Consider the following 14,005-nt stretch of genomic DNA (forward strand, 5'->3'; position numbering starts at 1 on the left):
TCAGACACGCTTGTAATCCTGGAAATTCAGCCGGTTAGACGTATAATAAACAATACCGCCGACATCTTTTCCATGGGCAAGATGAAAGCCGGGATTGGCGATCAGGGCCCAGGGCGCGTCATCATTGATGATCTTCTGGGCGTCCTTGGTGGCAGACATGCGCGCCTTCTCGTCCAGCGTCGACAGCGACTGCTTGATCAGCGTATCGGCCTTCTCGTTCTTGTAGTTGGAGAAATCGAGGAAGGAGGCCGAATGGAAATAGAGATTGAGCGAGAAGCCAGGATCGGGGGTGAACGGCGCGTCGAGATTGAAGATCATCGGTTCGGTGCGCTTGACGAGACTGTCGAAGAAGGTGCCTGCGGGCAGCTTCTTGAGCTCTATGGTCACACCGATCTTCCTTAGCGCCGTCTGGTACATGATGGCGATCGGTTCTTCGATCGGATCGCCGGCATTGTAGGCGAGCGTGGTCGCGAAGCCATCGGCAAAACCGGCTTCTGCCAGCAGCGCCTTGGCCTTGTCGATGTCGAAGTCATAGCCGTAGAATTCGCTGGTCGCACCGGGATAGAAATCCGGCATGAAAGCAGTCTGTTTCTTGCCAAAGCCCTGCAGGATGGTCTTGACGATTTCATCCTTCGGCATAGCGAAGTTCAGCGCCTGGCGCACCTTGGGATTGTCGAGCGGCTTGAAGGCCGTATTGAGCTCTATCCACAGCATCTGCGACGCCTCGATCGAGGTCACCTCGGCCTTGGGGCTGGCAGAAAGGCTTTTCATCTCGGTTGGCGCCAGAGCCTGCGCGATATCCACAGCGCCGCCGTTCAAAAGCTGCAGGCGGGTGGCAGAGGCCGGCACTTCTCGGAAGACGACGGTCTCGAAGAACGGCTTCTCGTCGTAATAGTCAGGCCGCGCGGTGGCGACCATCTGCTGGCCGCGCACAATGGTCTTGAGATTGTAGGGGCCGAAGCCCGCGACATTGGTGTCGAGGAACTTGCGTGCCCACGGATCGTCGGCGGTCGCCATTTCCTGGCATTTCACGGAGTCGAAGATCGGGTTGGCCAGATGGCCGCAGACGATCATCAGGATCGGATTGGGATTTTCGAGATGGAAGGAAACGACATGTTCGTCCTCGACCACGACCGCGTCCTTGTTGGGCAGCCCCATGACGAACGTCATGAAGGCGCCCGCGCCCTTGACCTCAAACTTGCGGTCGAACGTGTATTTCACATCCTTGGCAGTCAGCGGATTGCCCCAGTTGCTGACCACGCCCTTGCGCAGCACGAAGCGCACAGACTTGCCGTCGGGTGCGAACTCCCAGCTCTCGGCGAGCTTGCCCTTGAGATTGTAGCCGCCCGGTAGCGCCGCGTTCGGCGCCAGATCCTCGCGCATGACGCCCGGTACTTTCGGGTCTGGCACTTTGTTGAACTCGATCAGGTAATCATAGAAGGCGGCCACCGTATCGATCGTGCCCAGCGACAGTGAATTCTCGACGTCGAGGCTAAGGGGCGTCGCGGGAGCGGCGATGACGAGCGTCTTGGCGCGATCCTGCGCGAAAGCCGAACCGATGAAGCCTGGCGCCAACGCAGTCGCGCCGCCAACCGCACCCGCCTTTAGCAGCGAGCGCCGGGAGATCATTGTAAGGTCTCTAAAATCCATTGCCATTGAATGCTCCGTGATTAATGCCGAAAGACCACCAGTCAGCTTACTTTACTGATAATCAATTATCGTGCCAGATCGCTACTGCTGAAACGTGCGGCCGCTAGCGAGATGTAAACACTACCATTTTCAAATTTCGAAGCGAGCGAATCACATTCTTGGCTGGAAACTTTATTCATAGTCATGTAGAATTATTAGTCATCACTGGATATGATTTTTGATCGGTTTGCCGGAATCTTGGGCAATGTGCAAACTTGCGCAATGCGCCGCTGATAAATCACCGCTTCTTACAGCGCGACGACGGCGTTACCGAACTGACTGTTTCCTTCGAGATACAGGTGGGCAGCAACGATGTCGTCGAATGTGAACTGCTTATCGAGCAACGGCTTCAGCTTGCCTTGGCGAAGACCTTCCGTGATGAAATCGACAGCTATCTTCTGGAGGGTCGGGTCGTCGCTCGTATGCCAGATGTTATGGCCTTTGACCGTCTGCAGATTTGCGATGAATTCGATACCGGGCAGTGGCGTGACCTGTTCACGGAGGGCGCCATACAGGTAGGCTGTGGCCTCCCCGCAAGTGCTTCCATCACTACGCGTCGGTCATCGGCGCAATGACGATGCCTTTTCATGGCACAGCGTGTTGATGCGTGAGGTAGAATCCAGCGTTTTGGGCATGTCCTGGGCGCCCGCCGGCCCCTCGCGGCGCACAATCACCATGTTGTGGTTCTGAAAGAGCTCAGAGGTCCCGAATTGATTTCCCGCACCAGTTTGCTATGAGTTCAATAATTTCAAAATTGAAAATGTAGTGCCATGCAGACGATGTCCACATTGCCTTTGGGCGAGCGTATTCTCGACGCCTATGACGACCTGACGAAAAGCGAGCGCCGGCTTGCGGATGTGCTGCTGAAGAACCAGGACGCACTCGTGCTCTATTCAGCCAGCGAGCTGTCGGAGCGCGCGCGCACATCCAAGGCGACGACCGCGCGTTTTTTTCAGCGGATGGGCTTCCCCAGTTTCAAAACTGCTCAAAAGGATGCGCGAAGCACCGTACCCGTCGTCCCCAGCGAGGCGGACAGGTTCACCCGTTCGAGCTTGGGAAAGGCCGATTTGAGCGAGCATCTGGCAACCGACATGCAGAACCTAGTTCGATCGGTCGAGCAACTGCGATCGGACGAGCTCTCTCAGGCGGTCCAACTGATGGCGCGCGCTGAAAAACTTTGGATCGTGGGCTTTGGCGACAATTACGCACTGGCGCACTTCGCGCGCGCACTGCTGATCAGGGTCAAACCCGACATAAGGATGATTCCGATCGGCGGCTTTTCGGTGCCGGAAGAGTTCGCCTCTATCGCACGGACCGATGCGATGCTGGCGCTCGGCGTGGGAAGAAGAACCCGCAGCCTACGTTCGATCATGCGCTCCGGGGTCAATGCCGGTGCGCAGGTGGTTCTGGTCACGGATCAGAATGTGCGAGCGGGCAATGAAGTCGCCAGCGTGACGCTGCGCTGCCGAACGAAAGGCACGGGCGTCTTCGACAGCGTCGTGGCGCCGGTGTCGTTGATCACCTTTCTCTGCAACGCGCTGGCGCTGCGGATCGGCCAGTCCGCAATCGAGCGGCTGCAGTTCATTGACAGTATTCACGAGGAGTGGGGCGACGTTCTTTCCGGCGATCTTTGAGACAGAAACGATGCAAAATCCAAGTGGATTCTACAATTTTTCTGCATTAATGAAAATAATAGTTTCAGGAATGAAATTTAGTTGACGGACGTTTTGTTCGCCTGCATGTTCACCTCGAAAACAGCCGTCGGCCGGGCATATTGCCGCCCGGCACAGCCACTTTCGTGAAAAGCAGATCGCTATTGCCCGCACGCAACGCTGGATTGCCGAATCGTGCCCAATCGTCAACAGGGGAAGCAAAATGAAGTTTATAGGAAAGGCCATGTTGGCAGCCATCGCTGCATCGGCACTTGCCGCAGTTGCGACGCCCGCCATGTCGAAGGACATCGTTTGGGCACGTTACGGCGATATCGACACGCTCGATCCGCACCGCGCCACCAGCACCTTGTCGCTCCAGGTCTGGAGCCTCATTTACGACAGTTTGCTGGCCACGGATGCCAACGGCAAACCGGTGCCACATATCGCCGAGAGCTGGGCATCCGACCCGGCTGGTCTCGAATATACGTTCAAGCTCCACAGTGGAGTGACCTGCCACGATGGTACGCCGCTCGATGCCAATGACGTGAAATACACAGTCGATCGCGCGTTCGACGACGCCAACCCAAGTGTCACCAAGTCGAGTTGGGGGCCGATCACATCGGCAGAAGTCGTCGACCCGTTAACGGTGAAGCTGACGCTCGACAGGCCTTTTGTTGCGCTGATCCCGTTCCTGGCTGACAGTTTCTCGTCGATCATCTGCGACAGCAACAAGGATGCGGCGGGCTTCGGGATCTCCACCGCAATCGGCTCTGGTCCATGGAAGCTCACATCCTGGACCAAGGGCGACAAGATCGTACTGGCCAAGAACGAAAAGTACCAGAACTTCGGCAAGCTGGCCGAAAACAAGGGCGGCCCCTATATGGACGGCCTGGTGATTACCACTGTTCCTGAACCACAGGCGCGCCTCGCCGGCCTCAAGACCGGCGCCATTCAGATCGCTGAGCCGCCGCTCGACGACGTCGCCGACCTCAAGAAAAGTGGCGAGATGAAGATCGTCATCGCGGAGAATACCGGACAGAATGTGTTCTGGGAATTTGCCGCGCATCGCCCACCCTTCAACGACGAACGCGCCCGCCGAGCTGTCGCTTACGCCACGGATGCGGCAGCCGCGATCGAGTTGGTCTATGGTGATCTCTCGATCCCGGAGAAATGCCCGATCTCGCGAGGCGTCTTCGGCAACGATCAGGACTTTTGCACCAAGCACGGCCAGGCCTATGATCCTGACAAAGCCAAGGCGCTGCTTGCCGAACTCGGCTATGGCCCCGACAAGCCACTTGAGGTCACCATGATCGCCTGGACCGGCGGCAAGCGCGACAAACTGGCCGAAGTTTTCCAGAGCCAACTCGCGGAAGTCGGCATTACCGCCAAGATCGAGATCATGGACATCGGTACGATGAACGCCCGCGTTCGGCAGGAAAACGAGAAGACGGACGGCGTCGGCACAATGGATATGATGACGTGGTCCTGGTACGATCCGGATATCCTCTATGCTCTCTGGCATTCGCCGGGCGCCTATCGCGGCTTTACGTCGCCGGAACTCGACGCCATGCTGGACAAGACACGCGTGCTGACCGGTGAGGCCGAGCGCAAGGCCGCGGTGCAGGACGTGATGGCCTTTCTGCTGGAAAAGGCGATCCACGTGCCGCTCTATACGCCGGGCTGGGAATGGGTATTCGCGACCCGGCCTGAAGTTGAAGGCTTCAAGGTGGCACCTTTCGTCTATCCCATCTTCAGTGACGTGAAATTCTAGTTCACCCGCCTCTCATGCGCTGGGCCCGCGGACGGGCCCAGCCTTTCCATCGGAGTTCCCATGTGGTCTTTTCTCGGCAAGCGTATCGCCTTCGGTATCCTGACGATCTTTGTCACCACCGTGGCCGTGACGCTGCTCATCCATCTTGTGCCCGGCGATCCGGTGCAGATCATGTATGCCCAGAGCCAGGGAACCACGCCAGAGCAGCTCGAACAAATCCGTCATTCACTTGGCCTCGACCGGCCGATCATCGAGCAATATGTCATGTTTGTCGAACGGCTGGCACAGGGGGACATGGGTGTCACGGTCAGAGGTCGACAGCCGGTCGCCGATCTGCTGCTGCAGCGATTGCCCAATACGCTGGCGCTTGCCACACTCTCAATGCTGATCGCATTCGCTATCGGAATTCCGGTCGGCTTCGTCGCTGCCTACAAGCGCAGAACGGCTTGGGATACGATCCTGATGACGCTGGCCCTGACCGGCGTATCGATCCCGCATTTCTGGCTCGGACTGATGCTGCTCTTCTTGTTCGCTGTCAATCTGCAATGGCTGCCTGTCGCGGGAACCGGCCCGCTCAATATCGTGCTGCCTGCGCTCACGCTCGGCCTCTCCAACGCCGCCATCATTGCCCGGATGACGCGGGCCTCGATGATCGACGTGATGAACCAGGATTTCGTGCGCACCGCGCGGGCCAAGGGCCTGTATCAGACCACGGTGCTGCGCCGGCATGTACTGCGCGCCGGGCTGGTGCCGATCCTCACCATGGCCGGCATGCAGTTCGCCGCGATGTTAGGCGGCGCGATCGTCGTCGAGAACATCTTTGCCTGGAACGGCATCGGCCGGCTTGCGATCGAAGCCATCTTCCAACGCGATTATCCATTGATCCAAGGCTTCATTCTGGTCTTCGCGGCGGTTGTGGTGGTGGTCTCGATCGCGCTCGATGTCGTCTACGCGTTCGCCGATCCCCGCGTGCGGAGAGCCTGACATGCTGGGCACCAAAACAGAGACCGTGATCGAAGCCCACAACGCGCCGGTCCATAATCCCAGGTCTCCCGCATTCATCCGCCTGATCAGCACGCCAAGTGGCGCTATCGGCCTTGCCATCCTGCTGATCTTACTGATCGCGTCTGCATTCCCGGATCTGATCTCGCCGTATGCGCCGACCAAAATAGGTGCGGGCCGGAAATTGCTGGCGCCGGGCTTTAGATATCTCGCGGGCACCGACGAGTTCGGCCGTGACATGTTCTCTCGCCTTGTCCATGGCGCTCGGTTGACGCTGGAAATCGGCATAATCGCCGTCAGCATCTCGCTCGTCTCCGGCACATTGCTCGGCCTCGCCGCCGCATATGCGCGCGGCTTTCTGGAAGTCATTCTAATGCGACTTTCCGACGTCCTCTTCTCCTTCACCGAAACGCTGATCGCATTGGCCTGTGTCGCCGTCCTGGGTCCGAGCCTTGAAAATGCGATGATAGCCGTCGGACTTGCGGGCATTCCCTACTACGCCCGCACATCCTATGCCGCCGCCTTGGTGGAAACGTCCAAACCGTATTTCGAGGCCTCCATCGCCGCAGGGGCCGGCCATCTGCGTCTGATATTCGTGCATCTCCTGCCGAATATTCTCCCCATCATGATAGTCGTCGCCACGCTCGGTCTGTCCTCGGCGATCCTGGCCGCAGCTGGCCTCAGCTTCCTCGGCCTTGGCGCACAACCGCCGGCACCAGAATGGGGCGCAATGTTGTCGTCGGGCCGCGACTTCTTCAACAAGGCGCCATGGCTGATGATTTATCCAGGCCTCGCCATAGCCATCGTCGTGCTCGCCTTCAACCTGCTCGGGGATGCGATACGCGAGGTCGTCGACCCCATGGAGGCCGAGCGATGAGCACGACGCCCCTACTTGTGGTGAAGAACCTTTCGGTCACATTCGGCCGCCAAGCCCCTTCCACCGTCGTGTCCGGACTCGGTTTCGAAGTCATGCGCGGCGAGGCAGTGGCGATTGTCGGTGAAAGCGGATCTGGAAAGAGCGTTACCGCGCTTTCGATCATGGGCCTGCTGCCGGAGGCAAGTGCTAACATTTCGAGCGGCGAGATCACCTTCGAAGGTTGCGATCTCCTTCGTCTTGAACCAAACCAGCGCCGGGCGCTGCGCGGGCTGAAGATTGGCATGATCTTCCAGGAGCCGACGACCTCGCTCAATCCGGTGCTGACCATCGGTCGCCAGATGACCGAGGCGCTACAGCAGCATCTCGGTATCAATCGTCACGAAGCCGATGGTCGGGCAATCGATATGCTAGACCGCGTCGGGATCAAATCCGCCCGCCAACAACTCCCACGCTATCCGCACGAATTCTCGGGCGGCATGCGCCAGCGGGTGATGATCGCGGCAGCGATGATGATGCAGCCAAGGCTGCTGATCGCCGACGAGCCCACGACAGCGCTCGACGTGACGGCTCAAGCTCAGGTCATGCGCCTGATGCGGGAACTGGTCAGCGAAAGTGGCGCCAGCCTGTTACTAATCACTCACGATATGGGCGTGGTGGCGGAGAACGCGGATCGCGTGGTGGTTATGAAAAGGGGTGTGGGCGTCGAGACCGCACCGGCTGGAAGCCTGTTCGCCAATCCGGGCTGTGACTACACGAGGCGATTGCTGGCTGCGGTGCCCAATGTTCTTGACAAGACCACACGCCTCGATTTCAGGCACAGCCCCAAAACTGCCCTCAAACTCACACGCATCACCAAATCATTTGGCAGCAACGGATGGTTTTCCCCCCGCAGGTCGCCCAAAGTGCTCGACGATGTTTCACTGACCATCGCCAAGGGCGAGACACTGGCGCTTGTTGGCGAAAGCGGCTCGGGCAAGTCAACGCTCGGCCGCATCGCCTGCCGGCTGCTGGCAAGCGATTTCGGTGAAGTCGAAGTGGACGGCGAAACCATCACGCATCTTGGCGGGAGCAGCCTTCGCAACGCCCGTAGCCGCATCCAGATGATCTTTCAAGACCCCTACGCCTCGCTTGATCCGCGCCGCACCATCGGCCAGACGCTTGCCGAGCCGCTCGCTATCCAAGGCAGGCTCGGCACACAAGAGATCGACGTCGAGGTGGGGCGGTTGCTCGACCTGGTCCAGCTCGGCTCGTCGGTTACCGGACGCTTTCCCCATCAGTTTTCTGGCGGCCAGCGCCAGCGCATTGCCATCGCGCGGGCACTCGCCGTCAATCCGTCCGTCATCGTCGCCGACGAGCCGACATCTGCGCTCGATGTATCGATCCAGGCCGGTATTCTCGACCTGCTGGGCGATATCCAGAGGGAGAACAACCTTGCTCTCCTGTTCATCACCCACGACCTGGCGGTGGTTCGGAAAATCGCCCATCGCGTCGCCGTGATGAGGACGGGCAGGATCGTCGAACTTGGCACGACCGGCCATGTACTCGATGCGCCGGCGCATGCCTATACTCGGCTCCTGCTCTCCTCGGTTCCGGTTCCTGACCCTGCTTTTCGAGGCAAGCGGCTCGCCATGCCGGATGGTGAGTTGGACATGCCGATAGGAAGCCTGCGGATGGTCGCGTCGGGCCATTGGGTGGCGTCATGACGATCGGCATTGCAACTTACGGCCCGAATGCCGGCCTTGCGGCAATCGAGGCACTCGCCGCCGTTGAGAAAATCGGCTCGGGTGCTATCGGCGGCTTCGTCAGTTTTGCAGTGATGGATATCGATGGCACGATCCACAGGGCCGAAACTCAGACTGGTGGCACCGGTAATCTTCCGATTGACGCAATTCGAGAAGCGATTCAACGCGCCCGCATCGCCGTATTGATGTCGAGCGGACCTAATCGCCCATCACCCTTGTCACAGTTCACACCAGGCATGAAAGACATCGGCCTTGTCACCGGCCACCGGCTGCCCAATGTCCGGGGCACTAGGGCTTCCGCCCTCAATATGGACGTGCTGCAAGCCATTAATTCCGGCGCTGCGGTGGAACAAGCGGTCCGAACGGTGCTGGATGAAAACCCCGTTGCCGATGCAGGCATCATCGCGATCTCCGCAGCCGGAGACCTCGCTATGGGAAACACGGACTATGTCGAACGGTTCTTCGATGCCGGTTCCGCGATGCTACAATCGGCATTCGATCCCGACATCAGGGCGGGTGTGCTGCACAATGCGATCCATCCGCATCGCGGTCTGGCGCTGATGGCCGCGCAGTTCGCAATCAATATCATGGACCCGCCGGATCGGGCAGATTCCACGGTCACTATTGCGGCGGGTACGCCACTGGTGGTCGGGCCGCGAAACGAGATCCGCCTCAAAAGCCACGGTGTCGAGATCGCGATAGAAAATCCCCTTTACCTGACGGGATCATGGGATTTGGGTCTCGGCCCGCGCGTACCGGTCGTCGAGGCGGGAACCGACGTCGCCGTGGCCGTCTATGAGCCGTACTTGAGGGCAGCAAATGGTCTGATACAAACGATCGATGGACAGTCAGCATTCGAGGTGCCGGTGCGGACGATGACCGTCGATCAAGTCTCAGAAGTGGCGGTACAAGTTTAGCCCAGCTTCAGGTTGGGTCATGAACTTTTGAACGGAAACGCTTTCAGAATCGATATCACTCTCGCAAACTAGAACGGAGCACACGACGGGTATGAGCTCAATAAGAAATCCTCTGGACATATTTATCGTGTCAGCAATAGTTTTTATGCCTTCAGCTCTCTGAAGAGGACTCGACCCAGAGCGCGGCGTAGTTGGCATACGGGAGCACCGGAGGTGCGCAAAAATGCAGTTTGCATGCCGGTGTGGGCTGAATTTCGAACGGTCCTATCCTTTGGAACCATAAGACAGCACCGTGGAGGTCCCTTTGATTTCAGGCCGCCGTACTCTTCCCACGCTGACGTTGTATCGGCCCGACGGGCATTGGCACTGGGTCTGGCAGTCAACCATCTCATGACGAAACCGTCATTCATGAGAATTCGTTTCGGAGAGCTGTCGCAGTTATTGGCTGGGATTGTTAATCGCGATCACTACTTTTTCGTGGTCGATCAGACTCATCAAATTCAAGGGTTTGCGGGTTGGGCGCTGACCAGCCGTAGCAATGCAGAAAACTGGCTTAGTGGGCGCTTCGGACTGAGGTCCAAGGATTGCATCGCGGGTGAATGCATTGTCATGAACGCCTGGTCAGGGTTACGAGATCACGAGCGAGACCCTGCCTAAGTCAACCACCTACTTCTTCCCGACAGCAATGTCGGAGGCCGACCAATTTGGGCTAATGAAAGCCAATCATGAGCAAGCTGAAGCTGCACAATTGAAGTTGATCAGCGAAAAGCGGTGGGAGAGATTTATCGACGCAATCAAAGTTGCGCTGTCGCCTCCCATCGTCCTTCTGCTGATCGGGTTGGTAATCCGCTGGGGTGATCACAGGCCTCCGCAGACAAGCGCCCCCAGAGCCCTGACACTCAACACTCCCCGACCACGCTAGAATTCGAGGGACACCCAATCGCCGTCCCGTTATCCTGACGTCCTGACGTCCTGCCTGCAGTAGAACTGGCCGTCGCTGCGTTGGAAAACTACACAGCCCGGATCTCTAACTCACATGGAAGCCTTCATTCGCGATAACGCCTCGACAAGGTTCGGTGCAGCAATCCATAAGATGCCGAGACCCACATGCAGCACTCCGATTGTCATCAGGATGCTGCGGAACGGCTCCTTGCGCGTTTTGTGACGAAGTACTTGCTGTGCCGTAAGGGCTCCGAGACTTCCACCGGCAATAGCCAGCCAGAGCAGCGTGCTCTCCCTCACGCGCCACGCACCCTCTATCGTGGCTTGCTTGTCCCATCAATAGACGCAGTAGACCACGACGTTGACGAGGAGATAAATTAGAAGGAGTGTGAACGGTGTCGAAAGGTGCATGGTCGGATTTTTGCACGCACGCAGGCGTTAATCTCCGGTTAACCTACAGTTCGATGATCGTCGCGTTGATCTATGCGACGCCGCCTGCTGCGACCTTAAACGAACGGCGGCTTATGGAATTTGGTGCCCTATCCACTTAACGTCTGGAACGCAGGCGCAAAGCTGCCGATTGTTTGATTTGTGATACCAAATGAGGGGGATGGACGCAGCACTGACCTTAGCGCGGACCAGCGGGCGACGACGCGAGGACGCGGGCTGGACAAACGCACAATCGATCGCGATCATCGTAAGGGCGGCAGTGGTGCAGCCTTCGAGGGTCACATTCTCGAAACTGTAGCGGCGCAAAGCCGTCGATATTCAATGCGGGCCGAGGGGCGTTCCTGCGATTTTCACGCAATCGAATCGCACAGTTCCGTTGTCTTCCGGGCAATGAGAATGAATGACGTTTATCTGAACGCAACGTTCTTGAGGTCCTGGTGATGGCTGTATCCTTCGACTATCGCGCGTCCCTCTGCTCCAGTGGGCCGATCGTTTCGGAGCCTTTCGCGCGCAGCTACGGGACGCGTACTTGTCAGCGTCATGACCGATTTCGGACACCTGGATGCCGGGCGCACCCCTCCCTCACCCCAAAGGTGACACGTCCTTCCGCATTGCTTCCAGAAGCCGCAAATCCTTGCCTAAATTCTGCCGCCACAAACAACATGAATTTCGGTCCGCGCCAGAACGCGCCGACCGAGACCCGCGCGATCACATGTTGTAGTAGCAACTCAGCCGAACGAAGAGGCTTGGGTTGAGCAGGGAAGACAGAGCGGACTCAGGGACCGTGTGGCGTTCCAATGTGAGGTCTCACGCTGTCCGGACCGGGAACATGTCCCCACCATAATCATGCAGGCGTGTGTGATGACAGTGGCAGAGCCAGCGGACGTCGACAGGTTCGTCGTAATGGTCATGATTGCTGTCGGCATCAAAACCGGATGACGTAGCGGCCCTTGGCGTTGCCTTTTTCCAACGAAGCAAGCGCTTCGGAGGCGCGATCGAGTGAGATTTCCTCAATCTCTGCTTCGAATGGTTTTTGCGCATGCATGGCGACAACCTCACGCATTTCCTGCGCCGTGCCGACGCTGGTGCCTGTAATGGTGACGCCGGTGCCGGTCAGCCATTCCTGGCTAATCTCGACGGGTTGGGACACTAGCGCTGCGGCGATGATGCGACCGCGCGGGCGGATGGCCGATATAATGGCATGCCAGGTTTTCGGCGTCGGCGCGAAATTGATGCAGGCGTGGAATTTCTGACCGCGTGCGCCAAGTCTGTCAGCGAGGCCTTCGTCGGCGATCTCGGTTTCGACGGCGCCGAGTCGCAAAGCATTTTCCAGTTTTGCCGGGCTGCGATCGACGGCAAGGACTCTTACGCCGAGGCGGGTGGCAATCTGGACAGCGTAGAGGCCGAGGCCACCGCAGCCGAAGATAGCGCATGTCTCGCCTGCCTTCAGGCCTGCACGGCGGATGGCGCCATAGGCGGTGACGCCTGCACACATGACGGGTGCGGTGGTAAGCGGGTCCATTTCCGGAATGAGCCTTACGGCAAAGCGCGCATCGACCACGACATAGTCGGCGAAAGCGCCGGGGACATTGAGGCCATGAGCACGCTGTTGTTGGCAGAAAGACTCTTCGCCGGCCAGGCATTCATCGCATTGCATGCAGGTATCATGCAGCCATGGAACGCCGATCGCGTCGCCTGGGGTCCAGTCTTCAACCCCGGGTCCGAGCGCTTCGATAGTACCGACGCCCTCATGGCCGAGAATAAATAACGAGGGGACAGGGGTCGCTGTCACGTCGCCCTTCCAGATATGGACATCGGAATGGCAAACGCCGCAGGCCTTGAGCCGGACCAGTATCTGGCCGGGTCCCGGCGTGGGGATAGCTTCGCAACGGATGGTCAACGGCGATCCCGGTGTGGTGAGCACCGCCGCATTCATGGTGTTTTCACTAAGCACTTACTTCAATCCCAGTTCGGCTTTGATGGTTTCCAGACCCGACTTGCCATCGATTGTCGTGACGCCGTCTAGCCAGGCGACGACTTTCTCTGGATGTTCGATCATCATTTTCTTCGCCGTAACTGGCACTTCGACACCGTCGGTCATGATCATGTTCATCCCCGCATTTTCGTAGTTTATGTCAAACTTCAGGTTGGAGAAGAATTTTGTGACGTTGGGGCAGGCTTCTGGATAGCCGTTGCGAACCAGAGTGCGCACGGTGGCGCCACCGAAGTCTGGGCCGAATTCAGTATCACCGCCGGAGAGATAGGTCAGTTCCATATTGACGTTCATTGGGTGCGGCTGCCAGCCGAGGAAGATGATCCAGTCTTTCTTCTCGACTGCGCGCTTGACCTGCGCCAGCATACCGGCCTCGCTAGATTCCACCAGTTCCCAATCACCGGAAAGGTCGTGAGCCTTGGCGGCCAGCATGTCCTCGATCGGTTTGTTGGAGCCAGGTTCGATGCCGTAAATCTTGTAGTCGAATTTAGCACCGTGGGCGGCGAGATCGTCGAAACTCCTGACGCCGGCGTCCGCGACATATTTCGGCACAGCGAGAGTATACTTCGCCCCTTCGAGATTGGTGCCTACTGCTATCACCGAGCCATCGTCGAAATATGACTTGAAGTCGATGTCCTGCACCGGCCGCCAATTGCCCTGGAACACATCCATGTCGTTGTTTTTCAGTGCCTCAAACGTCACATTGAGCCCGAGAATGGTCGAGTTTGGATCGTAGCCCAATGCCTTCAACAGAATTTCCGCCGTGGCATTGGTCAGTGCGATGTCCGTCCAGCCGAGGTCCGCCATGCGCACGGCCCTGCACTCCTCTTTGTCTAGCGCAAATGCAGTCATCGGCAGGCACGCAGAGGCGATGGCGACCGCGGCTACTTTCATGGATCTATGCATGGAATTCCCCTTTTTTGTTAGATGGGCGTAATGTATGGCGGCTAGTTTATATGGCAAGATAAAA

General features: G+C 58.1%; 11 protein-coding genes and 1 pseudogene. 7 read left to right on the top strand and 5 right to left on the bottom strand.

Annotation, left to right across the window (positions count from 1 at the left end; translation table 11 throughout):
* Entirely contained in the window at positions 1–1,656 is a 1,656-nt protein-coding gene (locus tag QO002_RS26680) for an ABC transporter substrate-binding protein (RefSeq protein ID WP_307235664.1), read from the bottom strand.
* 248 nt (positions 1,657–1,904) lie between these two features.
* Between QO002_RS26680 and QO002_RS31155 the strand changes: the two genes are divergently transcribed.
* The 7 genes from QO002_RS31155 (at position 1,905) to QO002_RS26715 (ending at position 9,650) form a co-directional block, all read left to right on the top strand.
* Positions 1,905–2,264: a hypothetical protein gene (locus tag QO002_RS31155; RefSeq protein ID WP_307235666.1), complete on the top strand. Its 360-nt coding sequence runs from the start codon at positions 1,905–1,907 to the stop codon at positions 2,262–2,264.
* A 195-nt stretch (positions 2,265–2,459) separates the two neighbouring features.
* Entirely contained in the window at positions 2,460–3,323 is an 864-nt protein-coding gene (locus QO002_RS26690) for a MurR/RpiR family transcriptional regulator (RefSeq protein ID WP_307235668.1), read from the top strand.
* A 262-nt stretch (positions 3,324–3,585) separates the two neighbouring features.
* Complete coding sequence (locus tag QO002_RS26695; RefSeq protein ID WP_307235670.1) at positions 3,586–5,112, top strand: ABC transporter substrate-binding protein; 1,527 nt, start codon at positions 3,586–3,588, stop codon at positions 5,110–5,112.
* A 60-nt stretch (positions 5,113–5,172) separates the two neighbouring features.
* Positions 5,173–6,096 (top strand): ABC transporter permease, encoded by a 924-nt coding sequence (locus QO002_RS26700; protein ID WP_307235672.1) that lies wholly within the window; start codon positions 5,173–5,175, stop codon positions 6,094–6,096.
* A gap of 1 nt (position 6,097) precedes the next feature.
* Positions 6,098–6,991 carry an ABC transporter permease gene (locus QO002_RS26705; protein WP_307235674.1) on the top strand — a complete coding sequence of 298 codons (894 nt, stop codon included), beginning with the start codon at positions 6,098–6,100 and terminating at the stop codon, positions 6,989–6,991.
* Positions 6,988–8,694: a dipeptide ABC transporter ATP-binding protein gene (locus QO002_RS26710; RefSeq protein WP_307235676.1), complete on the top strand. Its 1,707-nt coding sequence runs from the start codon at positions 6,988–6,990 to the stop codon at positions 8,692–8,694. The genes QO002_RS26705 and QO002_RS26710 overlap by 4 nt, the downstream gene beginning before the upstream one ends.
* On the top strand, positions 8,691–9,650 hold the full coding sequence (locus tag QO002_RS26715; RefSeq protein ID WP_307235678.1) for a DUF6963 family protein: 960 nt from the start codon (positions 8,691–8,693) through the stop codon (positions 9,648–9,650). The genes QO002_RS26710 and QO002_RS26715 overlap by 4 nt, the downstream gene beginning before the upstream one ends.
* Before the next feature lie 1,032 nt (positions 9,651–10,682).
* Here the strand turns inward: QO002_RS26715 and QO002_RS26720 are convergent.
* The 4 genes and pseudogenes from QO002_RS26720 to choX form a co-directional block, all read right to left on the bottom strand.
* Positions 10,683–10,916 (bottom strand): annotated as a pseudogene (locus tag QO002_RS26720) (DUF1294 domain-containing protein); the annotation flags it as partial.
* A 933-nt stretch (positions 10,917–11,849) separates the two neighbouring features.
* Positions 11,850–12,056, bottom strand: a complete 207-nt coding sequence (locus QO002_RS30995; protein WP_370878601.1) for a hypothetical protein — start codon at positions 12,054–12,056, stop codon at positions 11,850–11,852.
* A complete protein-coding gene (locus tag QO002_RS26725; protein ID WP_307235680.1) occupies positions 11,968–12,978 on the bottom strand; it encodes an alcohol dehydrogenase catalytic domain-containing protein in 1,011 nt (336 codons plus the stop codon). The genes QO002_RS30995 and QO002_RS26725 overlap by 89 nt, the downstream gene beginning before the upstream one ends.
* 18 nt (positions 12,979–12,996) lie before the next feature.
* The gene (gene choX / locus QO002_RS26730) at positions 12,997–13,941 is read right to left on the bottom strand and encodes a choline ABC transporter substrate-binding protein (protein WP_307236264.1); all 945 of its coding nucleotides are present in this window, start codon (positions 13,939–13,941) and stop codon (positions 12,997–12,999) included.
* Between the last annotated feature and the right edge of the window lie 64 nt (positions 13,942–14,005).

It is taken from the genome of Pararhizobium capsulatum DSM 1112 (genome assembly GCF_030814475.1).
Classification (GTDB): Bacteria; Pseudomonadota; Alphaproteobacteria; order Rhizobiales; family Rhizobiaceae; genus Pararhizobium; species Pararhizobium capsulatum.